Source organism: Pseudomonas sp. URIL14HWK12:I6, from assembly GCF_000514195.1.
Taxonomy (GTDB): domain Bacteria; phylum Pseudomonadota; class Gammaproteobacteria; order Pseudomonadales; family Pseudomonadaceae; genus Aquipseudomonas; species Aquipseudomonas putida_A.
Map to the genome: position 1 here is coordinate 197,495 of NZ_AZVL01000010.1, position 24,997 is coordinate 222,491.

The 24,997-nt window shown below is 53.6% G+C and carries 22 protein-coding genes; 13 read left to right on the plus strand and 9 right to left on the minus strand.

The window, feature by feature from the left end:
* Nucleotides 1-211: 211 nt before the first annotated feature.
* Together H043_RS0115500 and H043_RS0115505 are read left to right on the plus strand one after the other, a co-directional pair.
* The gene (locus H043_RS0115500; RefSeq protein WP_027612616.1) at nucleotides 212-1,288 is read left to right on the plus strand and encodes an MBL fold metallo-hydrolase; all 1,077 of its coding nucleotides are present in this window, start codon (nucleotides 212-214) and stop codon (nucleotides 1,286-1,288) included.
* A 112-nt stretch (nucleotides 1,289-1,400) separates the two neighbouring features.
* Complete coding sequence (locus tag H043_RS0115505) at nucleotides 1,401-2,918, plus strand: amidase family protein (RefSeq protein ID WP_027612617.1); 1,518 nt, start codon at nucleotides 1,401-1,403, stop codon at nucleotides 2,916-2,918.
* 9 nt (nucleotides 2,919-2,927) lie between these two features.
* On the opposite strand, the gene H043_RS0115510 is transcribed toward H043_RS0115505, so the two are convergent.
* A complete protein-coding gene (locus H043_RS0115510; RefSeq protein WP_027612618.1) occupies nucleotides 2,928-3,236 on the minus strand; it encodes a hypothetical protein in 309 nt (102 codons plus the stop codon).
* A 93-nt stretch (nucleotides 3,237-3,329) separates the two neighbouring features.
* Entirely contained in the window at nucleotides 3,330-4,097 is a 768-nt protein-coding gene (locus H043_RS0115515; protein WP_027612619.1) for a helix-turn-helix domain-containing protein, read from the minus strand.
* A 111-nt stretch (nucleotides 4,098-4,208) separates the two neighbouring features.
* Here H043_RS0115515 and H043_RS0115520 point away from each other — a divergent pair, with 111 nt between their 5' ends.
* Complete coding sequence (locus tag H043_RS0115520; protein WP_027612620.1) at nucleotides 4,209-5,024, plus strand: sulfite exporter TauE/SafE family protein; 816 nt, start codon at nucleotides 4,209-4,211, stop codon at nucleotides 5,022-5,024.
* Nucleotides 5,025-5,087: 63 nt separating this feature from the next.
* Nucleotides 5,088-6,224: a hypothetical protein gene (locus tag H043_RS0115525; RefSeq protein WP_027612621.1), complete on the plus strand. Its 1,137-nt coding sequence runs from the start codon at nucleotides 5,088-5,090 to the stop codon at nucleotides 6,222-6,224.
* 3 nt (nucleotides 6,225-6,227) lie between these two features.
* On the opposite strand, the gene H043_RS0115530 is transcribed toward H043_RS0115525, so the two are convergent.
* A complete protein-coding gene (locus tag H043_RS0115530; RefSeq protein ID WP_027612622.1) occupies nucleotides 6,228-7,211 on the minus strand; it encodes a hypothetical protein in 984 nt (327 codons plus the stop codon).
* 451 nt (nucleotides 7,212-7,662) lie between these two features.
* On the opposite strand from H043_RS0115530, the gene H043_RS0115535 reads away from it, so the two are divergent.
* The gene (locus H043_RS0115535; RefSeq protein ID WP_027612623.1) at nucleotides 7,663-8,091 is read left to right on the plus strand and encodes a hypothetical protein; all 429 of its coding nucleotides are present in this window, start codon (nucleotides 7,663-7,665) and stop codon (nucleotides 8,089-8,091) included.
* A gap of 124 nt (nucleotides 8,092-8,215) precedes the next feature.
* On the opposite strand, the gene H043_RS0115540 is transcribed toward H043_RS0115535, so the two are convergent.
* The 3 genes from H043_RS0115540 to H043_RS0115550 form a co-directional block, all read right to left on the minus strand.
* Entirely contained in the window at nucleotides 8,216-8,725 is a 510-nt protein-coding gene (locus H043_RS0115540) for a Bro-N domain-containing protein (RefSeq protein WP_027612624.1), read from the minus strand.
* A gap of 388 nt (nucleotides 8,726-9,113) precedes the next feature.
* On the minus strand, nucleotides 9,114-9,533 hold the full coding sequence (locus H043_RS0115545; RefSeq protein ID WP_027612625.1) for a very short patch repair endonuclease: 420 nt from the start codon (nucleotides 9,531-9,533) through the stop codon (nucleotides 9,114-9,116).
* Entirely contained in the window at nucleotides 9,534-10,721 is a 1,188-nt protein-coding gene (locus H043_RS0115550) for a restriction endonuclease (protein ID WP_027612626.1), read from the minus strand.
* Between the two features lie 81 nt (nucleotides 10,722-10,802).
* Here H043_RS0115550 and H043_RS29800 point away from each other — a divergent pair, with 81 nt between their 5' ends.
* The 3 genes from H043_RS29800 to H043_RS29155 are packed head-to-tail and all read left to right on the plus strand — an operon-like array spanning nucleotide 10,803 to nucleotide 15,185.
* On the plus strand, nucleotides 10,803-11,786 hold the full coding sequence (locus tag H043_RS29800) for a DNA cytosine methyltransferase (RefSeq protein ID WP_027612627.1): 984 nt from the start codon (nucleotides 10,803-10,805) through the stop codon (nucleotides 11,784-11,786).
* 34 nt (nucleotides 11,787-11,820) lie between these two features.
* Nucleotides 11,821-14,034 (plus strand): ATP-binding protein, encoded by a 2,214-nt coding sequence (locus H043_RS29805; RefSeq protein WP_027612628.1) that lies wholly within the window; start codon nucleotides 11,821-11,823, stop codon nucleotides 14,032-14,034.
* The gene (locus H043_RS29155; protein ID WP_049827891.1) at nucleotides 14,034-15,185 is read left to right on the plus strand and encodes a hypothetical protein; all 1,152 of its coding nucleotides are present in this window, start codon (nucleotides 14,034-14,036) and stop codon (nucleotides 15,183-15,185) included. Before H043_RS29805 ends, H043_RS29155 begins: the two co-directional genes overlap by 1 nt.
* 60 nt (nucleotides 15,186-15,245) lie before the next feature.
* On the opposite strand, the gene H043_RS0115570 is transcribed toward H043_RS29155, so the two are convergent.
* The 3 genes from H043_RS0115570 to H043_RS0115580 form a co-directional block, all read right to left on the minus strand.
* The gene (locus tag H043_RS0115570; protein ID WP_027612629.1) at nucleotides 15,246-16,100 is read right to left on the minus strand and encodes a DUF2971 domain-containing protein; all 855 of its coding nucleotides are present in this window, start codon (nucleotides 16,098-16,100) and stop codon (nucleotides 15,246-15,248) included.
* Nucleotides 16,101-16,170: 70 nt separating this feature from the next.
* Nucleotides 16,171-17,421 (minus strand): ribonucleotide-diphosphate reductase subunit beta, encoded by a 1,251-nt coding sequence (locus H043_RS0115575; RefSeq protein ID WP_027612630.1) that lies wholly within the window; start codon nucleotides 17,419-17,421, stop codon nucleotides 16,171-16,173.
* Between the two features lie 553 nt (nucleotides 17,422-17,974).
* On the minus strand, nucleotides 17,975-18,235 hold the full coding sequence (locus H043_RS0115580; RefSeq protein WP_027612631.1) for a DUF2790 domain-containing protein: 261 nt from the start codon (nucleotides 18,233-18,235) through the stop codon (nucleotides 17,975-17,977).
* Nucleotides 18,236-18,710: 475 nt separating this feature from the next.
* Between H043_RS0115580 and acs the strand changes: the two genes are divergently transcribed.
* The 5 genes from acs to H043_RS0115605 all read left to right on the plus strand — a co-directional run bounded on the left by acs (nucleotide 18,711) and on the right by H043_RS0115605 (nucleotide 24,971).
* Nucleotides 18,711-20,666, plus strand: coding sequence for an acetate--CoA ligase (gene acs / locus H043_RS0115585; protein WP_027612632.1), 1,956 nt, complete (start codon nucleotides 18,711-18,713; stop codon nucleotides 20,664-20,666).
* Nucleotides 20,667-21,607: 941 nt separating this feature from the next.
* The gene (locus H043_RS0115590; protein ID WP_027612633.1) at nucleotides 21,608-22,381 is read left to right on the plus strand and encodes an ABC transporter substrate-binding protein; all 774 of its coding nucleotides are present in this window, start codon (nucleotides 21,608-21,610) and stop codon (nucleotides 22,379-22,381) included.
* 91 nt (nucleotides 22,382-22,472) lie between these two features.
* Nucleotides 22,473-23,162, plus strand: coding sequence for an ABC transporter permease (locus H043_RS0115595; protein WP_003227287.1), 690 nt, complete (start codon nucleotides 22,473-22,475; stop codon nucleotides 23,160-23,162).
* On the plus strand, nucleotides 23,159-23,857 hold the full coding sequence (locus H043_RS0115600; RefSeq protein WP_003227285.1) for an ABC transporter permease: 699 nt from the start codon (nucleotides 23,159-23,161) through the stop codon (nucleotides 23,855-23,857). Before H043_RS0115595 ends, H043_RS0115600 begins: the two co-directional genes overlap by 4 nt.
* 1 nt (nucleotide 23,858) lies before the next feature.
* Nucleotides 23,859-24,971, plus strand: coding sequence for a M14 family metallopeptidase (locus tag H043_RS0115605; RefSeq protein ID WP_027612634.1), 1,113 nt, complete (start codon nucleotides 23,859-23,861; stop codon nucleotides 24,969-24,971).
* Nucleotides 24,972-24,997: the final 26 nt, after the last annotated feature.

Consider the following 24,997-nt stretch of genomic DNA (forward strand, 5'->3'; position numbering starts at 1 on the left):
CGCTTCGGCAGAGAAGGGGTGGAATTACACTTGGCAGTTTACTTGTCATCACGTTTCATGCAACCTAGAAACTACACCGCCCAGTGTAATGTTGCGTTAATCCGCGCAACCTAAAAAACAGACAGTTCGGCTGATGCGTGCGTGCTTTGGCCATTTATCGTCCCACCGTGAAAAACCGTGAATTGCGCGGTTTTTCTGGAGTCTCTCAGTCATGGCCAATCCAGATTTTTCTGCGGATCAAACTTCCACGCCTGAAGCCTCTCGCCAGGATCAAGGGCTGTTCCGTAACCATGCGCCGGTGCAGCGCGAAGGTGGGCGCAAGATGCTGCGGATCATGTGGAACATGATTTTCAACAAGCCGCGCAATACCCGACCGGCCGCCGCGATCCCGGTGCAACCGCTGACCCGTGAAGACCTGCTGGCAGCACCGAATCACAGCGTCTATCGCCTCGGTCACTCGACCCTGCTGCTGAAAATGCGCGACAAATTCTGGATCACTGACCCGGTCTTCGCCGAGCGTGCGTCGCCCGTGCAATGGGCCGGCCCGAAACGTTTTCACCAGCCGCCGATCAGCATCGACCAGTTGCCGCCGATCGAAGCGGTGATCCTGTCGCACAACCATTACGACCACCTCGATTACCAGGCGGTACTGCAACTGGCGGCCAAAACCAACTATTTCCTGACCCCGCTGGGCGTCGGCGACACCCTGATCAAATGGGGCATCGACGCCAGTAAAGTTCGCCAGTACGACTGGTGGCAGGGCACCGAAATCGCCGGCATCCGCTTCGTTGCCACTCCCTCGCAGCACTTCTCCGGCCGCAGCCTGTTCGACAGCAACAGCACCCTGTGGGCCTCGTGGGTGATGATCGACGGCGACACGCGGATCTTCTTCAGCGGCGACAGCGGCTACTTCGACGGCTTCAAACGCATCGGCGAACAATACGGCCCGTTCGACCTGACCCTGATGGAAACCGGCGCCTACAACGTCGAATGGCCACACGTGCACATGCAACCCGAAGAAACCCTGCAAGCGCACCTCGACCTCAAGGGCCGCTGGCTGTTTCCGATCCACAACGGCACCTTCGACCTGGCAATGCACGCCTGGCATGAGCCGTTTGACCGGATTCTGGCGCTGGCCTGGGAGCGTAGTGTTTCGATTACCACGCCGCGAATGGGCGAGGCGTTTAATTTGATGCAGCCGCAGCGGGGGCACACGTGGTGGCTGAATATGGAGCAGGATGTGTCGGAAAACGCCCCAATTGCTGGTAGCGGCTACAAGTCGGGATGACTTTTCCTACTGTCGGTAGTCCAGCTGGCTGACAGCTCTTTCCTATGTCCTCGGTAGGCTTGGTCGCGAGTGAATGAATCACTCGTGATTAGCCTAAACAAGGACGATAGACATGACGCATTTCTTCAAACGTCGCGTGAATACGCTGACGAGATCCATATTGGTCGCACTGGCAGCGACAGGAGTCGCCGCCAGTGCCCATTCGGCCACTGATCTTCATTACGCCAGCGTCAGTGAACTCAGCAAAATGATGGCCGACAATGAGCTCACTGCTGTTGAACTGGTTGAACACTTCCATCAGCGAATTGCCGAGCTGGACAAGCAAGGCCCTGCTATCCACGCCATCGTCGAACTGAATTCACAAGCCATCGAAATAGCTACCGCGCTGGATAACGAGCGTAACGAGGGACAGTCGCGTGGCCCGTTGCATGGTATTCCGGTGCTGCTCAAAGACAATTTTGATACCGCCGACAGCCTGCAAACCAGCGCCGGCTCCTTGGCCATGGTCGGTCAACCGGCAGCCAACGATGCTTTTGTGGTTAAACAGCTACGGGATGCCGGCGCGATTATTCTGGGTAAAGCCAACATGAGCGAATGGGCTTATGTGCGGGAAATGGGGTTACCCCATGGTTGGAGCGGACGTGGTGGGCAAGGGAAAAACCCGCATGCACTGAGCGAGGAGATCTGCGGTTCCAGTTCTGGATCGGCCGCTGCCGTGGCTGCCGGTTTCGCGCCGATCTCCTTGGGCACGGAAACCAACGGTTCGATCACTTGCCCGGCATCGGCCAATGGCGTAATCGGCGTCAAACCCACCTTGGGTCTGTTCAGTCGCACCGGGGTGGTGCCAATCACCCGTCTGCAAGACACCCCTGGTACTTTGACACGCACTGTCCGTGACGCGGCGATGATGTTCAACGTGTTGCAAGGCTCGGATGCGGCAGACTCCGCGACATCGATCGCCCCGACAGGAATCGACTACACCGCGTTACTGGCAAACGATGCCCTGCAAGGCAAGCGTATCGGTTATCCCGCCGCTTACGAGGGAACGGACGGCGTGGTTCTGACTCCCGGAGTGGAGTTTCAGAAGGCAATGATCACACTCGAGAAACAAGGTGCGACGCTCGTGCCAGTGACCGTTCGTTTACCTGATATCGATAATTTCGTACCCGGTCTGATGGGCGCGATGAAGTACGAATTGCCTGAATATCTCGTCAGCCGTTCCGGTCTGCCGATCCAGTCGTTGCAGGACCTGATCGACTTCAATCAGCTCAATCCCGGCAAGGAGGGCTATGGGCAGGCCACGCTCGAAGCGATGAATGCGCTGGACATGACTCACGAACAGGCCAGCGGATCGATCTTGAGCATCAGCAAAAACTTCAAGGACGCCATTGACGAGCAACTGCGCGAACACAACCTCGACGCAATGGTTGCCGAAGCGGATGGTTACTCGCAATTTTCTGCCGCAGTGGCTGGTTATCCGGCGGTAACCCTGCCATCGGGCATGAGCGCTAACGGTATACCCACGTCCGTGTTCTTTTTCGGCAAAGCATGGAGCGAGCCGCAATTGTTCGCCATGGCCTACAGCTATGAACAAGCCTCGGCCGAGCTGCGGCACCCTGCGTTCAAGTAATCATTCCACCTAAGCAAAATCCCCACGCTCTGCAACGTTCTGCTGCATGGCCTGGGGATTCAATTTGCGACCCGGCGCAAACCCGGGAAAGAACACCAGCCCCTGTGCCTCAAACCGATAAGCCAACGCCAGCCGCGTCGCATCCGCCACGTCCTGCTGCGCTTCAAACCGCTGGATATCATCCACCGCAACCTCCGCCTCGCGCGACAGTTGTTCCACGCTCCAGCCCAGCATCGCTCGGGCCTGGACGCAGTGCGTCGGGGTGAACTGGAAAAGGGCAATGCGTTCGAGGATGTGGTTCATCGCAAGAGAGGCCATGGTGTGCTCCGGGCTCAAGAGTGCTGATTGAAAATGTACTGTGTTTTTGTACAGTTGTTTTCGGCCGGGATCAAACGCATTTTTTGATTTGCCCTAGTTCGCCGCCTCCAACCAGACGGACGGTGCCTGTCCGAGGATGCGCCGAAACATCGTCGAGAACGCCGCCGGGCTCTCGTAACCGAAGTCCAGGGCGATCCGCGTCACCGCTTCACCGGCCGCCAGCCGCGCCAGCGCCAGCACCACGCAGGCCTGTTGCCGCCATTGGCTGAAGCTCAACCCGGTCTGCTGCCGAAACAGTCTGTTGAAGGTGCGCAAGCTTATGTGCAACTGCTCGGCCCAGTGTTGCGGCGACTGATGGGCGTTCGGCTGAAGCAGAAAGGTCTGACACAAAGCCAGGAGCTTTCCGTCAGTCGGCAGCGGAATGTGCAAGGGCAGGGGCGCACTGCGCGCCAGTTCATGCAGCAGCAGGTCGATCAATACGCCGTCGCGTCCTTCGAGGTCATAAGTCAGCGGCACTTCCACGGCTTCCATCAACAAGTGCCGCATCAACGGTGAAACGCTGAGCACCTGGCAGCGCCCACCCAAGTCCACCGCCCCCGGCTCGATGTACAAACTGCGCGTACTCACGCCGAGCATCAGCACCTCATGCGCCACCCCCGGCGGAATCCACACCGCCCGCTGCGGCGGCACCACCCAGTTGCCGTCATGAGTACGAACCTGCATCACCCCCGTCGCGCCGTACAACAACTGCGCCCGTCGATGCGTATGAAACGGCAACAGATGGCCGTGGGAATAATCCGTACCGATCGCCACCACCGGGCGCGGTGTGTGATCCAGCAGATTGATCGAAACATTGCGCATCGAGCGTTTCCGGTAGTTGGCGTAAACGCAAACATTATTGGCTGAGTTGCTGAAGCAGGCCAAGCCGCGTCGCTCTATTGTCAACCGCTCGCCACCACCGGAAGACGCGCCATGTTCTATCTCTTGTTGACCCTTTTCGGCTGTATGACCGGCATCACCGCCGTGCTCTTCGGCTTCGGCGGCGGCTTCGTCGTCGTGCCGTTGCTCTACCGCATGCTCACCGCCAGCCACGGCGCCGACGACCCCATCAGCCAATCGGCCATGCACATCGCCGTCGCCACCTCGACCTGCGTGATGATCGTCAACGCCCTGATCGCCACCGACAAACACCGCCGCGCCGGCAACCTGATCCGCCATTACCTGTGGCCCCTCGGCGGCTTCATCGCCCTGGGCGCGATCATCGGCGCGATCGCCGCGGTGTGGGTCAGCGGCGAGGTGATTCGCTACACCTTCATCGCCTACCTCGGCGTGACCATCATCGACTGCCTGCTCAGACGCGGCTTCCTCACCCGCAGCGAAGGCGTCATCCCACGCCGATTGGATCGCAAGGAAATATCCGCCGGCGGTGTAGGCATCGGCGCCATCGCCACGTTCCTCGGCGTAGGAGGAAGCGTCATGACCGTACCGCTCCTGCGCCGCTGCGGACTGAGCATGTCCCAGGCCACATCCATGGCGAACCCGTTGAGCGTGCCGGTGGCAGTGGCCGGGACGTTGACCTACATGGCACTGGCCGGTTTCAGCGAGACGGATCTGGGCGCTTGGTTTGTCGGGTATGTGGATTTGCTGGCGTTTGCAGTGCTGACGCTGGGGTCGTTGGTCGGGATTCGAATGGCCACGCCGTGGATCGGGCGGATACCGGATCGGCTGCATGCTTGGGTGTACATCGCGCTGCTGATCATCGTGATGTTGGGCATGCTGCTCAAGTAGAGCCTCGATTCCTGCACGCATCCTCTGCATACTCCGCAGCCTCATTCATTCAAGGATCGATCCATGCTCAAGGGACTGCTGCGCCTGGCGCCATACGCTGCGGCGCTGTTCACACTGATTTCCACCGCCCATGCCGAAGATGGCCGACGCGTGTTCACCGGTACGCTGGGCAAGATGCCGATTGTGGTGGAGCTCAACACCACGCAGCAGGACGAAGTTACCGGCCGCTACTTCTATGAGAAGTATCACCGCGACCTGGAGCTCAGTGGCTCGCTGCAAGACAGCACGTTGAACCTTGTTGAAGGCAACAACCGCTATGGCGACGACAAACCGCTGCCAACCCTGAAGTTGAAATCCACCGCCAATGGCTGGCAGGGCGAATGGCAAAACCCCAAGGGCAAGAAGCTACCGGTGCAACTGACCGAAGCCAAACTTCCTGCGCCGAGCGCAACTACGCTGCCCTTTATTGCCACTCTGCCGAAGAGCGATCCCTACGAGTATTTGCGCTTACAGGGGCTCAAGCTCAAACCGGAGAAGAAAGAAAACTTCATGGGCTACGACCTGCAATGGTGGACGGAGCCTGAGTCGAAGATTTCGCTGTTCAGTGTCGAGTCTGGCTATACGAAGGAAGAGCAGCAGCGGATCAACAACCACTTGCTCGGACGGCTCTGGACTGAAGTCATCGACTATCACCGCTGCATGATGGATGGCGGGGAATATGCCGAGTTCGATCAAGGGGCTGCCCCGGAGTTTCTCTCGCCGGATGTGGTCAGCCTGGACATCTCCACCGGTTACAGCTGCGGCGGTGCCCACCCGGATTTCGGCAGTTCGCCAATCAACCTCGACGTCCACACTGGCGAATTGTTGAAACTCAAAGATGTAGTGTGGATTGGTGAACCGAATAGCGCGACCACCGAATACGATCAGATGAAAGTCATGGCGCCGTGGCTGGTCAAACAGTTCACCACGCTCTATCCCGAAGAGATGAAGAAGCCCGCCGAAGACGATGGCAACTGCGATTACACCGATGAAAGTGTCTGGGGCTATTCCAACTGGCACTTCACATCGAAGGGGATTTACTTGGGCGCTTACTTCGCCCGTTACCAACGTAACTGCGACAACCCCGATTGGTCAGTGCTGCCGTACTCGCTGGTCAACCAGCACCGTGGCGCAGCCAAACTGCAATTGCCCAAAGGTTAACCGTCACGCCAACCCCGGCGCCTCCCGCACAATGAAGTGATCCAGGTTCTCGATGTTGGCACTGAACACCCCGAACGTCTGTTCGGGGTTCTTCTTGCTCGGCACCTGCTTCAACTCCGGCGTCACGCCATAGAAGAAACAGAACAACTCCTTGTCGCTGTCGATCGCATGCTTGATCTCTTCCAGAAACGCCTTGCGCTTGCGGTAGTTGTCGATCAACTTCTTGCTCAAGTAAACGTTCACCGAATACGGCTTCTTCTTCGCCTCATCCGCCTGCTTGAACCAGACCTTCTGCTCGAAATCGATGCGAAAACTCTGGGTGTAATCCTTGATCTCCTTGATCTTGCCCCAGTAAATCAGCCCCTTGTTGTCCGTCAGATACTCGATCTTCTTGAAGAACGAGCCATAAGGCGCCGTGTGCTCGCCGATCTTCAACGGCATGCGCTTGAGCAACTCCTTGTCGGCGAAATTAGAGACAAAACACTCCACCGGATGCGCAAACACACTGGTCTTGTCCGGCGCCGTCTCACGCCCCGGCGACTCCCTGGAACTCACCTGCGCCACCCGCACCGGATCATCCCGCAACACATCCGCCGCGCCCGCCGGCGCAGCTGGCTTGTGCCCATACTCACGCCGCGTCAGCAACAACTCCGACGGGAAGTGTTCCTCGCGAGCGTCATCCGTTTCGCCATCCGCCGTCTCAACGCCAGATGCCGACGCCTTCAAACTTACATACGGACAACCCGCTACATGCTGCGTAGTGGGTAGATTCTTGAAGTGCGGCGTGCGCACGTAATTCACGTTCTTGGCGTTGAACGTGCCTAACTCGTTCGACGCATCGAACGACGAACGACAGGCATCGTTGGGGCACTGGAAATTCTCTTTCGCGGAGTCAAACGCCACCGTCTCATCGAAATTGAGATCGCGAACGTCATAGATCGACAACTTGTCGTCGAGGCTGAGGCAGTAGGCGAGGTCGAATTTCATGGTGGGGCTCGGATCCTTGAGTGGGGAGGGGTATTAATAGCGGGAGGCGCGGCGGGTTGCACTGATTGTTTTCAGGATGATGTGGAATTTGGGCTAATGAATAACCTGTGTCAATACGCGTTTTAGATACCTTGGTGTGGGGTGTTTTTTTTCTTTAAATATTATACGATGCGACGACCTGCAGAAAAATATATGCATTTAAGATGGTTTTTTAGTTTGGTGAGCGTAAAGTGGTATTGGCTTTTATGGAGTGAAAGGTAAGTTGTTTGTTTGGCGGTGTTTCTATTGATTGTCGCTAGGAGCGTTATTATGCATGTTGATGATTTGATTTTTGCTGTTCGGCCTTTAGTTCCGTTTGGTTCTGAGGCGAAAGCTCGCACGCTAAAATTTTGAGCTGTATGAGTTTAAAAAGAGCTCATTTTTAATTATTTGATATCAGGTACTGATTGTTATGACCAACTACGAACGGAAGAGACTGCTCGAGGCTTATACGGATTACGTCGAAAAACGACTTTCCGGAATAAGTGGTTTAATTGTTATTTTGGTTGGGTTTTCTCTGGCTACTCTATCTGTCACGAAGATATCTCCAGGTTTTAATTTGTTTGTAATGGGATGTGTCTTGTTTTTTTTCTTGTGTGTTTTGTTGCGGGAGTCTGGCAATAGAAAAAATAGTGCTCTGTGGAGAGTTATGAAGGAGTTGGAGGATAAGTACAAAGGTAAGGATGATGGAGGTGTGATTTTGGAAGAAATCCGGCAATACAACATATGGGAAGGTTTCAGTCCGATGGTGATGGGTAAACTTCTGCCCATAATATTTTCTGTTTTGTTTTGCGTTTATACCCTCGTGGAGCATCTCGCACGCGCATTTTCCATTTGGTGAAGGCTAATTTTTATCCCGTTTTGAATTCCTCTGACTCGTTCAATACTGCAAGTTTTTCGTCTGTATTTTGCTCGATCTAATCCGCCGCCGGCAAACGGCGGCGGATCAGTTAATTTGCCAACTACTACCTTTCTATAAGGAACCGTAGCGCATTACGCCATCGTGACTTCTCCCTAGTGAACGGATCATTCGCCAGCAAACAAGGCATATCCCGCAACCGAATCCACGGCTCGTCCTGCCAGTGCAACGTACTCAGCGACATCTGCGGCCAACTCAAGACACTCAATATCGGACGCTCAACCGAGCGCGCCGGACGAGCATCACGCAGCGCAGGCACGACCTGATGCGTCAGCCATTCACGAAGCTGCCGGTACTCAGGACAGTAGTGATAGATCAGCAGTGCATACACACCTGACTCACTCACCATCATGTGGTCCTCAGCTTCGCCATAGGTCTCCACGCAAATCATCTGACGCTGGTCAGCGTCGAGTTTGCGCAACTGGCGCTCATCAAGATGTTTACCCATTAACCGGCCCAGTTCATGGACGCAGAACCACGCTTGGTTCTCGACCAGTAGGGCATGCAGGTGGGTTTTGTTGCGGGTGAAACGAGTCGGGAGAAGTGGTTCAGACATGGCATGCCTCCAGACCTGGAAGCACGGGATTCGAACGGCGATTACAGCGATTCACCTTCATCATGAAGGTTGGATAGTCAGGCATTTCCATTTACCTCTGGCTGCTTTCTTAGGGCATTCATTAGGGTGTCGGGAGCTAAGAAACCCACCAGAGACGGGCCGGACATATTCCCCTTTCGGGTCTTGTATTCGCCCACTCCCGACATAACGGGATTTTTCGCAGGCGTAGAGAAACCGCAGACGAAAAAAGCCGCATGACTGTCGGGTGCGGAGGACCGCTCTGGTTGAGGCGTTTCTTAGGCGCCGAGTTGTGAGCCTAGGGGCTCAACGTTGCATGGTCAAGCCTTCAAAAACGCGAAATATTCTGAGATGAAGATGCGTGTAGTCCTTAGGCTTCAACGTTGAACGCCTTTTGGATTTCAGTGCGTAGGAGATATCTGTTTTTTGTGTGGCACTCCCAGATTGTTACCACCCGCCATCCAAGATTGATCAGAGCCTGTTGGGCATTGAGATCCCTTTCAACATTTTTCGTAAATTTGGTATGCCAAAAATCGACCCTGCTTTTTGGCATATATGCATATTTACACTCGGGATGTCGGTGCCAAAAACAGCCGTGAACGAACATGCATAGGCGATATTTCGGGAACACCAGATCAGGTGTTCCCGGCAGGTCTCTTCTGTGTAGGCGGAATCGGAGCCCCATCTGGTGACATAGTGAACGCACGACCATTTCTGGCTTTGTGTTCTTACCCCGGATCTTGGACATGATCCTGGAGCGGTGCTCGGGGGAGACTATGTCTGCACTCATTCACACCTCGTTCAAGGGGAAGCTCATGTTCAACCACGTCATCACTGCGTTGCTGTCTTGTAGTCCAGTTTCGCGAAGAAGCTCAACTATGTCCCTTCCTGCAAGGATCATCACAGGATGGCCGTCTTCTACGATCTCCTTGTAGGCTTGGTCATGAAGCCAGGAGGTGGTGATGATCACGCCAAATTGTCGGTGCCGTAGGCGAGAAATCAACCTGGATACTTCACGAACGCCTACCGAGTTAGCAATCCCGTAGCATTTAGCTTCGATTGCAAAATCTACTAGAACTGAAGTTTCTGGCCTTCCAATTCTGAGTTTTCCCGTACCGTCTCGACCACCATCGCGATACCGCCTCGTCAGATCGAGTTCAACCGTATCAGGCAAACAAACCCTCACCAGATGTGCTGCGCATGCCTCAAATGCATACGGATCTGACTCGAAGTGCTTGTGTAGGATCGAAAGCATTTTCATGTCTTCTTTCGAAGATGGCAGCTGTTCCTTTTTTGAGCGGATAGGCTGAGATCGCTTGGCAATCAGAGGAGTGTATTGCCCGGAGCGAACCCATTTCATCCACTCAAGCGGTGCGTGTTCGCTATCGCTTGCTCGCATGCCATTGATGATGTCCGTCAGCCAATCCCGTGAAATCTCTGGCAAGTCAAGAATTGTGAAAGTCGCCCTGTAGTTCTGAAAGCGCTGACCTTTGCTGGCATGCCACACAGCTACCAAATCATCGTTGTGAGTGCTTCCGATTCGACCCGGAACGGCAAGCCCCCTGAAAATTACATCTCGATAGATTCCTGCTTTGGTGAAAACGAATATGGGTGGGATATCTGCCCTGTCGCCAGAGTGCTGCCGCTCGAAAATAAGCTCTAAAAGATTGTTGCCATAGCGATGGGTTTCGTCCAATTTACGCCCGGGCTTCTTGTTATCGCCGTAGTAGGTGAACACACCTGTAGAGAGGTCCAATTCGTCGGGCCAATCAAGATCCTCCATGCTCGATAACAGGGCTATGAGGCGTGGGTCATTTCGTTTTCCTCTGATCCTGAAGCCACCTTGATTGCTAAGGTTCAGTAGCTTCGTCAGCGGATCATCGCTGGAATTGCCATTGCGGCTACCGGCGTAGCGGGCGTCAATCATCAAATCTGAGCTTGACAGCTCGTCAACAGAGTAAACCAGGTTGTCTGTCATGGTGGTGTCCTAGTGCCATCAGTGTTGAATGGTGCCGGGAACCTGGTAACCTGGCTAGAAGATTAATTTAAAGGCCTTGAAATGGATCAGATTCGCGCGTTTGACATGTTCTGCGGGGCAGGAGGTGCCAGTTTAGGAGCCCGAGAGGGGGGCGCGACTATCGTTGGTGGCGTGGATCTTTGGGGGCCAGCTGTTGACTCATTCCGGCTCAACTTCCCAGAGGCTCAGGTCTATCAGGGGGATCTGCGAAAGCTTAGCCCCAGGAAAATATTGAAAGCGACTGGGCCTATTGACCTGCTCATCTCATCACCAGAATGTACTCATCATACGTGCGCGCGTGGTGCTAAACCTCGTTCTGAAGATAGTAAGGACACTGCGTTTCAAGTTATCCGGTATGCAAAAGTAATGAAACCTCGTTGGATAACGCTGGAAAATGTGGTTCATATGAAGCCTTGGTCGCGTTATGACGAGTTGTTAAATGAATTAGAAAAGTTGAATTACAAAGTTCGAGAGCAAGTAATCGATGCGTCGAAGTTTGGGGTTGCTCAACGGCGGCGACGATTGTTTATGATTGCTGATCGTCAAGAACTTCCAGGTGTTATTGTTCCAAGTAATACGCAATATAAAAATGTTTGGGATATTTTGGACCGAACTGGGAAGTACAAAATGAATCCGCTACGTTCGCCTCGGCGAGCTAAAGATACGCTTGCACGTGCGGAACGAGCGATTGCTGAATTGGGGGTAGATAAGGCGTTTCTAATTGTCTATTACGGCACAGATGGTTCAGGTGGTTGGCAGAGAATGGATGATCCGCTGCGAACTATAACGACGGTCGACAGGTTTGCGTTTGTCATGCCTACGCCTAGTGGGCATATGATGAGAATGCTGCAGCCAGATGAACTTAGGCGCGCGATGGGTTTTCCTGATAATTACATCTTTCCTGAAGTTACTAGGCGGGATAAAGTAAAACTGATGGGGAATGCGGTATGTTCGCCTGTTATGGAGGAGATTGTTAAGGCTATTGTCGATAGATCTTCAAAGCGAAGTGTATGTAAAGCAGCTTGATGTTTCTGTGAGATCTTAAGTTTTCGAGGTGTCTATGGAAGATAATAACGAAAACGGGCCTTCAGCTTTTCGGCCTCGGGCTAGAATAATGAAGACGCTGGGTGAAGAGCTGATTAGTAGCGATACGGTCGCCGTTATCGAACTTGTCAAGAACGCTTATGATGCCGGCGCAAAAAATGTTTTAATTAGGTTTGAGAATGAGCTGTTGGCAGGGGCTGGCGGAATAACTGTCATCGATAATGGGATGGGAATGGGGCTCGATACCGTCCGTGGAGCCTGGATGGAGCCTGCAACTCCTTCGAAAAAAAAGAATAAAAATAGTCTTGATGGTAATCGTCGCGTTTTAGGAGAGAAAGGCGTAGGGAGATTTGCTGCATCGCGTTTGGCAGTCTCATTAGCGCTGGTAAGCCGGAAAAAAGGTGAGGACGTTGAGTCCTATGCATTTTTTGATTGGAGCCAATTTGATGATGAAGAAAAGTACCTTGATCAGATAAAGATTGAAACCCTCCAGCGTGCACCGACAGAAATTACTCCTCTGAATAAAGACGTTCCTAGTGATTTCTTTGAATCTGAAGATAAAGCGCATGGTACTGCGCTATGCATGATTGGTCTGAGAAATTCCTGGGAGGAAATGAGCTTTCTTGCATTACAGAGGGGCCTTTCTCGTTTAGTTTCGCCCTTTTCTGCGGTGGACGGTTTTGACATCAAAATATCAGCCCCCCCACCATATGAGAAATTTTCTAAAAGCATCGAGCCTCCACAGGCGGTAAAATATCCTCACTACACAGTTTCTGGAAGTATTTCTGAAAACGGCGAAGTGGATTTGACTTATGCCGTTCTAGCAAGTGGCAGTACTGTTAAAGTAAAGGGGCGTATTGTTCCTGTTAATGATGATGGGCGCTGGGAGTTTCTGGAATCAAACTCTGAAAGTGATGAGGCGAACTTTCGCAGCCCGGCATGTGGCGCTTTGGATATTGAACTTAGAGTTTGGGATCGTGATGATCTTGGAAACATAGTTCAGATGATTAAAAGCTCGATCTCTAACGTTCGAAAAGATCTCGATGCATTCGCAGGTGTGAATATTTACCGGGACGGTTTTAGGGTTTTACCTTACGGTGAGCCTAATAACGATTGGCTTCGTTTAGACTTACGGCGTATTCAGAATCCGTCACTTAGAATATCTAATAATCAGATTTTTGGTTATGTGCAGATAACTGCGGATCGCAATCCAGAACTGAAAGATCAGTCAAATCGTGAAGGGTTGCGAGAGAATCAAGCGTACTTTGATTTGAGGGAGATAATGATCACTATTCTCTCTAGGTTAGAGGTCCATCGTCGTCAGTATAAAAAAGGAGATGAGAAGAAGGATAAGAAGGATGATAAAAGCCGTCCGGGACTATTCGATTCTTTAGATTTTGAAGGTATTAAAAGCCATTTGTCTGAAAAACATCCTTCAGATAAGGTTGCTCTAAATATCGTCGAAAAAGTAGAAAAAGATTATTTGCGAAAAATTGAAGAGATAAAACTTGTTGTTGCTAGGTATCACGGACTGGCTACACTTGGGCAGCTAATTGATCGGCTGCTGCATCAGGGGCGTCATCCGCTAGCCAAGATAGTTGGGTATGCTCAATTAGGCTTGAATAGCGTCACGCGTATGAGAGATGAAGGAAATTCCAGTTCTAGTTTGACTAAGCTTATCGAGCGGTTTACTAAAATTTTAGGGCAGGGGGATGTTCTAGATGGTGTGTTCCGTCGGATTGAGCCATTTGGTGGACGGAGAAGAGGGCGTCCCTCGCAGCTGTATTTAGAAAGGCTAATAAAAGACTCTTATGAAATATTGGCTGAAGAGTTTGAAAAGAACAATGTTGAGTTTTCCTCTCCTAATTCACAAACTCTTGTTAGTGTCGATCCGTCTGAGTTTCAAGAGATTATTGTAAATCTCTTTCAAAATAGTCTTTATTGGTTAAGGCTAGTGCCAGAAGACCGAAGAGTAATTGCTGTTACAGTTAGGCGGAACTCTGATAATGCAGTCGAACTTATTGTAGCTGATAGTGGGCCGGGAATTCCTACGGAAAATCATGAGCTGATTTTTGAGCCTTATTTCACTACAAAAAATGATGGGATCGGATTGGGCCTGTCCATCGTTGGTGATATTGTAACGGACTACTACGGCGGTAGTTTTGAACTGATGGATTCAAATCCATTGGGCGGTGCTGCCTTTAGAGTCACATTGAAAAGGAGAGTGTGATGGCTAGGGTATGGAATTTTTTGGTTTTTGATGATGATCGAGAGATATTAGAGCTTTTAGTTGAAGAGTTAGAGGAGCCTGGATTTTTAGGTGAGGATGTAATCAAGTGTACAACCGTAGATAATTTTTTAGATGCAAGGAGGTACGTCGAAACTGGGAACTTTGACTTGGTTATTTTAGATCTTCAAGATGAAGGTGCTGATCTAAATAATAAAGGTGATGACGATCGGCTAAGCGGCGAAAGGGTTTTAGATTATCTCAAGGATAAGCAATTTATACCTGTTGTTTTTAATACTGGATATGCCGAGAAAATAATGCACCTCCAAAGCCATTTCGTTAAGGTGGTTAGGAAGGGGGCGGCAGGTGAACTGAGTCGAGTTGTCAGAGAAACTTTTGAGACTAAGTTGCCTGAATTGATTCGCTATATTCAGGATGAGCAAAGAAAGTATCTTTGGGGGCATGTTGAAGAACATTGGGGTAGCGCCGATGAGCTCAAGGAAGAAGGAGAAGTGGCCTATCTCCTGGCTCGTCGATTGTCCAACTCATTAAGTGCGTCTTCAATTCGAAAATTTTTTAATCCGGAATATGTCGGTGGTTCAAAAGTTCATCCTGTTGAGTATTATATCTGGCCCGCGCTGAATTTTCGTGTAAGTTTGGGTGACTTGTATAGTGCTAATGAAAGTGGAACTATTTACCTTGTCATAAATCCGGCCTGCGATTTAGAGCAAGGAAAAGCTGACGTCGTTTTGCTTGTTAAATGTAGCAGAATAGAAGAGTTTTCTGAGTTTGAGAGTATTCGGAATGCGATTTCTGAGCAGCAGGTTGTCGGTAGCGGTAAACGGAAGGAGTTAACTGGCTTGATCGGCGATAATAGAAAGATCGCTGGAGGGCAGCCAGATAGATATAAATATCTTCCGGGTACATCATTTCTCCCACATCTTGTTGCAGATTTCCAGTTTCTATCGCAAATTCCGATGGAGGACTTTTTAAAGGGCGAGTGTTTTACTAAGATTGCAACTTTGGATACGCCGTTTGCTGAGGGTGTTCAAGCTAAATTTGCACGGTATTATGGCCGATTTGGTATGCCTGATCTTAACTTTGAAACTATTGCAGGTGACATAATTCTCGCGATGCAGAACGTGCGTGCGTAGATTGGTGGAATGTATAGGGAGACTTTTTAGTTTCCCGCTTTCTTTAAGAAATGCTGTTTATTATGATTTAATTTCAACTATTTCTAGTTTGAAAGAATGCCTAGACTTTTCTGCCTGAAAAAAAATAACGTGGTTTTTATCTGTCCTCTTACAGATTTCAATTATTTTGAACTTGTCCTCTTCGCTAGTTCTTAACCCAAATGTAATTGACTTTAGGCATTTTGGTTTGAATTTTTTCACTCCGTAAGTTTTTTCATCTACTAATCTAAACTCCTGCTCATAAGACCATTTGTGGTATTTGTCTGTTAAAACGGATATCCCTCCCCTTAGATCATCTTCCCTTTTTAGAACACTGGCTAGCTTGTCACTCTTTGCCTGCCACGCTTTGAGGGGTAGATGTTTGTATTTACTGAAAATATCTGTGTAGAATTTTATGACTATTTCGGGGTCGTTAAGATCGGAAAAGGTGTTTCTGTAATTTACTGGGAACGACTTTGTTTGTGGTGTTGTGTTTTTGTGTAACGTATCGAAGCCTATACAGAATCCTTTATGGTTGTCTGCATAATGGCTCCACATTAGTATTTCGTCATTTACGCTGCTCAAGCTATAAATTCCGACGGTTTTTAGCTTCTCTTTGATTTTATGATGAGTGCTGTCTAGCTTTGGATCTCCATTTTTTATTATATCTTCGCATATATTTTTTAGATGTAAGTATATGGGGCGGGTTAAAATGCCTTTTTTGTGTAGTAAGTCCAGTTCGGTTGATGCCCTGCTGTACATAATCGGAAGATTAGGGAAGGGAGTTGAGAATTCAAATGGATCATTGAAGTCTGTATATGGGGAGAAATAAACTGTATTGTTCTGAAGGGTTTCTAATGAGTATTGATTTATTGCACGATATTTGTAACCTAGCATTTTTCTTCCTTGATAATAAAAAATATCCAAAAAAAACCCCGATTTCTCAGGGTTTTTTGGAGGATTCTAATCAATCCCAGCTCAACGCCCCACCAGTCTGATACTCAATAACCCGAGTCTCAAAGAAATTCTTCTCTTTCTTCAAGTCCATAATCTCGCTCATCCAAGGGAACGGGTTAGTGGTCCCTGGGTATTCCTCTTTCAAACCAATCTGCGACAAACGACGGTTAGCGATGAACTTCAGGTAGTCCTCCATCATCGCCGCGTTCATGCCCAGTACGCCGCGAGGCATGGTGTCGCGTGCGTATTCGATCTCCAGCTGCGTACCCTGCAGGATCATCTGGGTCGCTTCTTCCTTCATTTCGGCGTCCCACAGGTGTGGGTTTTCGATTTTGATCTGGTTGATCACGTCGATGCCGAAGTTCAGGTGCATGGATTCGTCGCGCAGGATGTACTGGAACTGCTCGGCGACGCCGGTCATTTTGTTGCGGCGGCCCATGGAGAGGATCTGGGTGAAGCCGCAGTAGAAGAAGATGCCTTCCAGAACGCAGTAGTAGGCGATCAGGTTGCGCAGCAGTTCTTTGTCGGTGTCCGGGGTGCCGGTTTCGAACTTCGGATCGGAGATCGAGCGGGTGTATTTCAGGCCCCAGGCTGCCTTTTTGGCGACCGATGGGATCTCGTGGTACATGTTGAAGATCTCGCCTTCATCCATGGCCAGCGATTCGATGCAGTACTGGTAGGCGTGGGTGTGGATCGCCTCTTCGAAGGCCTGGCGCAGGATGTACTGGCGGCATTCCGGGTTGGTGATCAGGCGGTACACGGCCAGGACCAGGTTGTTGGCAACCAGGGAGTCGGCGGTGGAGAAGAAGCCGAGGTTGCGCATCACGATGCGGCGCTCGTCGTCGGTCAGGCCTTCCGGGTTTTTCCAGAGGGCGATGTCGGCGGTCATGTTGACTTCTTGCGGCATCCAGTGGTTTGCGCAGCCGTCCAGGTACTTCTGCCAGGCCCAGTCGTACTTGAAAGGTACGAGTTGGTTGAGGTCGGCGCGGCAGTTGATCATGCGCTTTTCGTCAACGGCGACACGGGCGGAGGCGCCTTCGAGTTCGGCGAGGCCTTCGGCGACGTCGAGGGAATCCAGTGCTGCCTTGGCGCGGGCCACGGCGGCCGAGTCGTCGGCGGTCACGGCGCGGGCTTCCAGCGCTGCGGCACCGCCGGCGCTGTCGAGGCGGTCCATGTTGGCTTCAGTAGCGTGGCCGGCGTTGGCGCCTTTCACTGCTGCTACTTCACTGTCTTCTTTGTCGAATTCGTCCCAGCTCAGCATGACGTGTCGTCTCCTGCGTGAGGGCCTGTCGCCCCGTGTGAAACCTGATTGGTTGGTTTTTCACACGGTCGTACAGACCGCGTTGGATCTTAAGGAATCGTTTTTTGCGGCAGCCAAGGCAGGCAATAAAACAGAATTTTGTACGGGTTTCCGAGAGCCTCTGACGGGCGCAGATCAGCGTTGACGCTGCTGCGGGGCTTCAGAATGGCTTTTGTTCCCTGTAAGGGAATATTGCTGACCCGATTAGGGCGGCATTATAGGGAAAAAAACACGGCTGTGCTGAGGCGAATCCGCGCATGAAGCGGTCGAGGAGGGTGGTTTTTCGATGAGAGTGCGGGTTTACAGGGCTTTGCCGGGTGAAGATTTTTTTTCGTAAAAATCTCGCGATTGTGGAATTGTTCAAAAAACGAACAGAAAAACCGGATTTTCACTACATCTAGTGTTTTGCAAGCATTTTTGACGACTCCAGACACAACTGAGCCCGACCGAAGCCGGGCTGGAATCGACCCTCAAATGAGGCGCTGAGCGGTCCGATTCGGTGCAGTCTTGATCATCAATTGGTGCAGCCGTTACCCATGACGCTGTAACGCAGGATGTGGCGCTGACCCTTGGAGTCGTCGTACTCCATTTTGGCCGGTACCACTTCGCAGACATTCGGCACTTCGCTCATCGATACAACTTTGGCGATGTCCAGGTGAGTGGAGTAAGTGTATTCCTCGATCACCGGTTGTTGCTGTGCGACATCAGTCGGGACCTCGTCTGCCATGGCGGTTGCGCACAGACTGCTGAGGGCCAGAACCAATAAAGCTTTCATTTCAGATTTACCTTTTTGAGGTCGAGTGGGGTCACGCAACCTTTTTAGGGTTGCGTGTGGAACTTCATCATTTGCAGTTATTACTTGAGAGCTGGATTAACGGCCTTCGTGGGGGCTGTAACGTTGTTAATCGCGTTTGCCTTGTTGGCGGAGTCGATTTTAGGCAGGTGGGGTGGGGGTAAACAGGTGGGGTTTTGATAAACACTTTTGGCAGATTTGGTAACAATCGGTCGTCAGGGTGGGGAAGAGCGTTTTCTGGCGATGCAATTTGTCTGGGGAACCGAGTTGTCTGGATCGCTTGCAGGCAAGCTCCTACAAGGGGTTTGGGGTGTTTGGGGGTAGTGCGTCGGGCTTGCTGTCTGGGTATCGCCATGTTTTGTAGGGGCTTGTTACTACCATCGTCGAATGGTTCTATGGGCCCGGCCCGGCTACAACGGGGTCATACAAAAACAACTATTCCACCGAGGTAAGAAAGATGAGTGCGGCTTCTCTGTATCCCGTTCGTCCCGAGGTTCTGGCCAATACGCTGACTGACGAGGCGACCTACAAAGCCATGTACCAGCAGTCGGTCGTCAACCCTGACGGTTTCTGGCGCGAGCAAGCCAAGCGCCTCGACTGGATCAAGCCTTTCACCACGGTGAAGCAGACTTCCTTCGACGATCACCATGTCGACATCAAATGGTTCGCCGACGGCACCCTGAACGTTTCCTACAACTGCCTCGACCGTCATCTGGCCGAGCGCGGCGATCAGATCGCAATCATCTGGGAAGGCGACGATCCTTCCGAAAGCCGCAACATCACTTATCGCGAACTCCACGAGCAAGTGTGCAAGCTAGCCAACGCCCTGCGTGGTCAGGACGTACACCGCGGCGACGTGGTGACTATCTATATGCCGATGATCCCCGAAGCCGTGGTCGCCATGCTGGCCTGCACCCGGATCGGTGCGATTCACTCGGTGGTGTTCGGTGGTTTCTCGCCGGAAGCGCTGGCGGGGCGGATCATCGACTGCCGCTCGAAAGTGGTGATCACTGCTGACGAAGGCATCCGTGCCGGCAAGAAGATCTCGCTGAAGGCCAACGTCGACGACGCGCTGACCAACCCGGAAACCAGCAGTATCCAGAAAGTCATCGTGTGCAAGCGCACCGGTGGCGACATCAAGTGGAACCAGCATCGCGACATCTGGTACGAAGATCTGATGAAAGTGGCGGGCACCGTCTGCGCGCCAAAAGAGATGGGCGCCGAAGAAGCGCTGTTCATCCTTTATACCTCTGGCTCGACCGGCAAACCGAAGGGCGTGCAGCACACCACCGGCGGTTATCTGCTGTACGCGGCGATGACCCACGAGCGTGTGTTCGACTACCGTCCGGGCGAAATCTACTGGTGCACCGCCGACGTCGGCTGGGTCACCGGCCACAGTTACATCGTCTACGGCCCGCTGGCCAATGGCGCGACCACGCTGCTGTTCGAAGGCGTGCCGAACTACCCGGACATCACCCGGGTGGCGAAGATCGTCGACAAGCACAAGGTCAACATCCTCTACACCGCACCGACCGCGATCCGCGCGATGATGGCTTCGGGCACCGCTGCCGTTGAGGGCGCTGATGGCAGCAGCCTGCGTCTGCTCGGTTCGGTGGGCGAGCCGATCAACCCGGAAGCCTGGGACTGGTACTACAAGAATGTCGGCAAGTCCCGTTGCCCGATCGTCGATACCTGGTGGCAGACCGAAACCGGCGGCAACATGATGAGCCCGCTGCCGGGGGCGCATGCACTGAAGCCGGGGTCGGCGGCACGTCCATTCTTCGGTGTGGTGCCGGCGCTGGTCGACAACCTCGGCAACATTATCGAAGGCGAGGCCGAGGGCAATCTGGTGATTCTCGATTCGTGGCCGGGTCAGGCGCGCACGCTGTATGGCGACCATGACCGTTTCGTCGACACCTACTTCAAGACCTTCCGTGGCATGTACTTCACCGGTGACGGTGCGCGGCGTGATGCCGATGGTTATTACTGGATCACCGGGCGCGTGGACGACGTGCTCAACGTCTCCGGCCACCGCATGGGCACCGCCGAGATCGAAAGCGCGATGGTCGCCCACCCGAAAGTCGCCGAAGCGGCGGTGGTCGGTGTGCCGCACGACATCAAGGGGCAGGGCATTTATGTTTACGTCACCCTGAAGAATGGCGAAGAGCCGAGCGAGCAACTGCGTCTGGAACTGAAGAACTGGGTGCGCAAAGAGATCGGCCCGATTGCTTCGCCGGACGTGATCCAGTGGGCGCCGGGGTTGCCGAAGACCCGTTCGGGCAAGATCATGCGGCGGATTCTGCGCAAAATTGCTACGGCTGAGTACGATGGGTTGGGGGATATCTCGACCCTGGCGGATCCGGGTGTGGTGCAGCATTTGATTGATACGCACAAGACGATGAATGTGGCTTAAGCCTGTCTGATGCATTGAAAAGCCCTGTCCGGTGATGCCGGGTGGGGCTTTTTTGTGTCTGGAGGTTTTTGGGGTGGCAGGGCTGGCCCCTTCGCGAGCAAGCCCGCTCCCACAGGTTGAGGTGTGTTCTGTCTGGAGGAATGCAGTCCAGCCGGGGCTATTTCGTCTGGTGGGGTTGTGGTGGTTTTGCTGGCCTCTTCGCGAGCAAACTCGCTCCCACAGGTCGATGTGTGTTCTGTCTGGAAGAATGCAGTCCAGCCGGGGCTATTTTGTCTGGTGGGGTTGTGGTGGTTTTGCTGGCCTCTTCGCGAGCAAGCCCGCTCCCACAGTGGGCCTGCATTATTTCAGACAGAATGCGATCAACCTGTGGGAGCGGGCTTGCTCGCGAAGACAATCTGTCAGACGCCGCAGTAATCCCCTGTCAGAAACCCAAACCCACCCAACCAATAATTATCGATTTCCTGTGCAAGCCATTTCCCGCTGTTACCCATGCCTACCCGAGTAACCAAATGTGTAACCGCCCGCCCCGCTGCGGGGCGAAGGGAAACGCAATGCCCCGTTTTAGAGCCTCAAAACCCCCGGTGAGAAATAAGACACAACGCTGCGCTTGCCGGATTAGAAGGGTTTGCGAATAATAGGCCCGCAATTTGCAGCATAGATCGGTTCACTGTCTTTCGCTCTTGCATGAATTTGCAAGGCTGTCAATGCGCTCAAGCGGGTTTCTCTGTGCATCTGTAATTAGTTGTCGCATTGAAGAAATATCGGCTTCGGGCCTGTCGTTAGAATGCCGATCACTCGCTCATCGTGGCTGACGTTGAAACCCCTGGAGGTTTCACCGGGAAATTTCCCACCGATGCTGCACCGCTTTCCCGATTCACCCATTCGCATATTGGGCTGTCGCTCACTCTGCCGTTTTTGCCCTTTACCGATGGAGTCCCAAGATGAAGAAACTTGTGCTGCTTGGCGCCCTGGCACTGTCCGTGCTGTCGCTGAATTCCTTCGCTGATGAAAAACCTCTGAAGATCGGTATCGAAGCGGCTTACCCTCCGTTCGCTTCCAAAGCGCCGGATGGCAGCATCGTTGGTTTCGACTACGACATCGGCAATGCCCTGTGTGAAGAAATGAAGGTCAAGTGCCAGTGGGTCGAGCAAGAGTTCGACGGTCTGATCCCGGCACTCAAAGTGCGCAAGATCGACGCGATCCTGTCGTCGATGTCGATCACCGAAGACCGCAAGAAGTCCGTGGACTTCACCAACAAGTACTACAACACCCCGGCCCGTCTGGTCATGAAGCAAGGCACCGTTGTCAGCGACAACCTGTCTGAGCTCAAAGGCAAGAACATCGGTGTACAACGTGGTTCGATTCACGAGCGTTTCGCCCGCGAAGTCCTGGCCCCGCTGGGTGCCGAGATCAAGCCATACGGCTCGCAGAACGAAATCTACCTCGACGTGGCTGCTGGTCGCCTCGACGGTACCGTGGCGGATGCCACCCTGCTGCAGGACGGCTTCCTGAACACTGATTCCGGCAAAGGCTTCGCCTTCGTTGGCCCGCAGTTCACCGACGTCAAATACTTCGGCGACGGCGTAGGCATTGCTGTGCGCAAGGGTGACGCGCTGAAAGACAAGATCAACGCTGCCATCGCGGCCATCCGTGAAAACGGTAAATACAAAGCCATCCAGGACAAGTACTTCGCCTTCGATATCTACGGCAAGTAACACGTCTCTGCGACAAGTCAGAAATGGCGCAAGCAACAGGATCTCTGCGGTTTGCGCCATTTTTTCATCCCAACTTTCGAGGACCTGAATCATGTTGAAAGGCTACGGGGCTGTCATCCTCGATGGCGCATGGCTGACGCTTCAGCTCGCCTTGTCGTCCATGGCCCTGGCCATCGTTCTCGGGCTGATCGGGGTCGCGTTGCGCCTGTCGCCGATTCGCTGGCTGGCGTGGCTGGGCGATCTGTATTCCACGGTGATCCGCGGGATACCCGACCTGGTGCTGATCCTGCTGATTTTCTACGGCGGTCAGGACTTGCTCAACCGCGTCGCGCCGATGCTCGGCTATGACGACTACATCGACCTGAACCCGCTGGCCGCCGGTATCGGCACCCTCGGTTTCATCTTCGGCGCCTACCTGTCGGAAACCTTCCGTGGTGCGTTCATGGCGATCCCCAAGGGCCAGGCCGAAGCGGGCATGGCGTACGGCATGAGCAGTTTTCAGGTGTTCTTCCGGGTGATGGTGCCGCAGATGATTCGCCTGGCGATTCCCGGCTTCACCAACAACTGGCTGGTGCTGACCAAGGCCACCGCGCTGATTTCGGTAGTCGGTCTGCAAGACATGATGTTCAAGGCCAAGCAGGCGGCAGACGCCACCCGCGAGCCTTTCACCTTCTTCCTCGCAGTGGCGGCGATGTACCTGGTGATCACCAGCGTCTCGTTGCTGGCGCTGCGTCACCTTGAGAAGCGCTACTCGGTAGGCGTAAGGGCGGCTGATCTATGATCTTCGACTACAACGTCATTTGGGAGGCCATGCCGCTGTACCTCGGCGGCCTGCTGACCACCCTCAAACTGCTCGCGCTGTCGCTGTTGTTCGGTCTGTTGGCGGCACTGCCGCTGGGCCTGATGCGCGTCTCGAAGAACCCGATCGTTAACGGCGCCGCGTGGCTCTACACCTACGTGATCCGCGGCACGCCGATGCTGGTGCAGCTGTTTTTGATCTACTACGGTCTGGCGCAATTCGAAGCGGTACGTGAAAGCTTCTTGTGGCCGTGGCTGTCCAGCGCGACGTTCTGTGCGTGCCTGGCGTTCGCGATCAACACCAGCGCCTACACCGCCGAGATCATCGCCGGCAGCCTCAAGGCCACGCCGAACGGCGAGATCGAAGCCGCCAAGGCCATGGGCATGTCGCGCTTCAAACTGTACAAGCGCATCCTGTTGCCATCGGCCCTGCGCCGGGCGCTGCCGCAGTACAGCAACGAAGTGATCATGATGCTGCAGACCACCAGTCTGGCGTCCATCGTGACCCTGATCGACATCACCGGCGCGGCCCGTACCGTCAACGCGCAGTACTACCTGCCGTTCGAGGCGTACATCACCGCTGGCGTGTTCTACCTGTGCCTGACCTTCATCCTGGTGAAGCTGTTCAAGCTGGCCGAGCGCCGCTGGTTGAGCTACCTCGCCCCGCGGAAGCACTGATATGGAACGCATCGACCACGTATTGCCGTGGAGCCACCTGGGCAGCGAGCGCAAGATTTCGGTGTTCCGGTTTGGGAGCGGCGAGCGCAAGGCTTACATCCAGGCCAGCCTGCACGCCGACGAACTGCCGGGCATGCGCACCGCCTGGGAGCTGAAAAAGCGCCTCGGCGAACTCGAAGCCCAAGGCCTGCTCAACGGTGTGATCGAGTTGGTACCGGTCGCCAACCCGCTGGGCCTCGGCCAATTGCTGCAAGGCAATCATCAGGGGCGTTTCGAGGCGGGCAGCGGCAAGAATTTCAACCGCGATTTCGTCGAGCTGAGCGCACCGGTTGCGGAGAAGCTGGCCGAGCGTCTCGGTGACGATCCGCACGCCAACATTCGCCTGATCCGTCAGGCCATGGCTGATCATCTGGCGGCATTGCCCGAGGCGAGCAGCCAGTTGCAAGGCATGCAGCGCGTTTTGCTCAGCCACGCCTGCACTGCCGACGTGGTGCTCGACTTGCATTGCGACGCTGAAGCCGCGCTGCACATGTATGCGCTGCCGCAGCACTGGCCGCAGTGGCGCTCCCTGGCCGCACATCTGAATGTGAAGGTCGGTTTGCTGGCGGAAGATTCCGGCGGCAGCTCCTTCGATGAAGCGTGCTCGTTGCCGTGGTTGCGTCTGTCGCGGCAGTTCCCGGACGCGCAGATCCCTCTGGCGTGCCTGGCGACCACCGTCGAGTTGGGCGGTCAGGCCAATACCGACCGCGTTGATGCGCAAGCCTGGGCTGAAGGCATTCTGGCGTTCCTCGCCGAGCAAGGCCTGATCACTGGCGAGTGGCCGAAGCCGGCCAGCGAGCCGTGCGAAGGCATGCCGTTCGAAGGCACTGAATTACTGTTGGCACCGCACCCCGGTGTGGTGAGTTTTCTGCGTAAACCCGGCGAGTGGGTTGAAGCCGGGGATGAGATTTTCGAAGTGATCGACCCTGTGTCCGATCGGGTCAGCACGGTGTGTGCTGGTACGTCCGGGGTGCTGTTTGCCATTGAACGGCTGCGCTATGCCCAACCCGGTTTCTGGCTGGCCAAGGTGGCGGGGCGCGAAGCGCTGCGTCACGGGCGCTTGCTCAACGACTGACTGACTGTTTTTGTGAGAACCGACCG

What these genes read in the sequence shown, in the direction of transcription:
- H043_RS0115520 (WP_027612620.1), top strand. Translation starts at nt 4,209, where the DNA reads ATGTTCTATCTCTTGTTGACCCTTTTCGGCTGTATGACCGGCATCACC.
- H043_RS0115550 (WP_027612626.1), bottom strand. Translation starts at nt 10,721, where the DNA reads ATGACAGACAACCTGGTTTACTCTGTTGACGAGCTGTCAAGCTCAGAT.
- H043_RS0115530 (WP_027612622.1), bottom strand. Translation starts at nt 7,211, where the DNA reads ATGAAATTCGACCTCGCCTACTGCCTCAGCCTCGACGACAAGTTGTCG.
- H043_RS29800 (WP_027612627.1), top strand. Translation starts at nt 10,803, where the DNA reads ATGGATCAGATTCGCGCGTTTGACATGTTCTGCGGGGCAGGAGGTGCC.
- H043_RS0115505 (WP_027612617.1), top strand. Translation starts at nt 1,401, where the DNA reads ATGACGCATTTCTTCAAACGTCGCGTGAATACGCTGACGAGATCCATA.
- H043_RS0115595 (WP_003227287.1), top strand. Translation starts at nt 22,473, where the DNA reads ATGTTGAAAGGCTACGGGGCTGTCATCCTCGATGGCGCATGGCTGACG.
- H043_RS0115570 (WP_027612629.1), bottom strand. Translation starts at nt 16,100, where the DNA reads ATGCTAGGTTACAAATATCGTGCAATAAATCAATACTCATTAGAAACC.
- H043_RS0115590 (WP_027612633.1), top strand. Translation starts at nt 21,608, where the DNA reads ATGAAGAAACTTGTGCTGCTTGGCGCCCTGGCACTGTCCGTGCTGTCG.
- H043_RS0115605 (WP_027612634.1), top strand. Translation starts at nt 23,859, where the DNA reads ATGGAACGCATCGACCACGTATTGCCGTGGAGCCACCTGGGCAGCGAG.
- H043_RS0115535 (WP_027612623.1), top strand. Translation starts at nt 7,663, where the DNA reads ATGACCAACTACGAACGGAAGAGACTGCTCGAGGCTTATACGGATTAC.
- H043_RS29805 (WP_027612628.1), top strand. Translation starts at nt 11,821, where the DNA reads ATGGAAGATAATAACGAAAACGGGCCTTCAGCTTTTCGGCCTCGGGCT.
- H043_RS0115540 (WP_027612624.1), bottom strand. Translation starts at nt 8,725, where the DNA reads ATGTCTGAACCACTTCTCCCGACTCGTTTCACCCGCAACAAAACCCAC.
- H043_RS0115500 (WP_027612616.1), top strand. Translation starts at nt 212, where the DNA reads ATGGCCAATCCAGATTTTTCTGCGGATCAAACTTCCACGCCTGAAGCC.
- H043_RS29155 (WP_049827891.1), top strand. Translation starts at nt 14,034, where the DNA reads ATGGCTAGGGTATGGAATTTTTTGGTTTTTGATGATGATCGAGAGATA.
- acs (WP_027612632.1), top strand. Translation starts at nt 18,711, where the DNA reads ATGAGTGCGGCTTCTCTGTATCCCGTTCGTCCCGAGGTTCTGGCCAAT.
- H043_RS0115600 (WP_003227285.1), top strand. Translation starts at nt 23,159, where the DNA reads ATGATCTTCGACTACAACGTCATTTGGGAGGCCATGCCGCTGTACCTC.
- H043_RS0115545 (WP_027612625.1), bottom strand. Translation starts at nt 9,533, where the DNA reads ATGAGTGCAGACATAGTCTCCCCCGAGCACCGCTCCAGGATCATGTCC.
- H043_RS0115510 (WP_027612618.1), bottom strand. Translation starts at nt 3,236, where the DNA reads ATGGCCTCTCTTGCGATGAACCACATCCTCGAACGCATTGCCCTTTTC.
- H043_RS0115525 (WP_027612621.1), top strand. Translation starts at nt 5,088, where the DNA reads ATGCTCAAGGGACTGCTGCGCCTGGCGCCATACGCTGCGGCGCTGTTC.
- H043_RS0115515 (WP_027612619.1), bottom strand. Translation starts at nt 4,097, where the DNA reads ATGCGCAATGTTTCGATCAATCTGCTGGATCACACACCGCGCCCGGTG.
- H043_RS0115575 (WP_027612630.1), bottom strand. Translation starts at nt 17,421, where the DNA reads ATGCTGAGCTGGGACGAATTCGACAAAGAAGACAGTGAAGTAGCAGCA.
- H043_RS0115580 (WP_027612631.1), bottom strand. Translation starts at nt 18,235, where the DNA reads ATGAAAGCTTTATTGGTTCTGGCCCTCAGCAGTCTGTGCGCAACCGCC.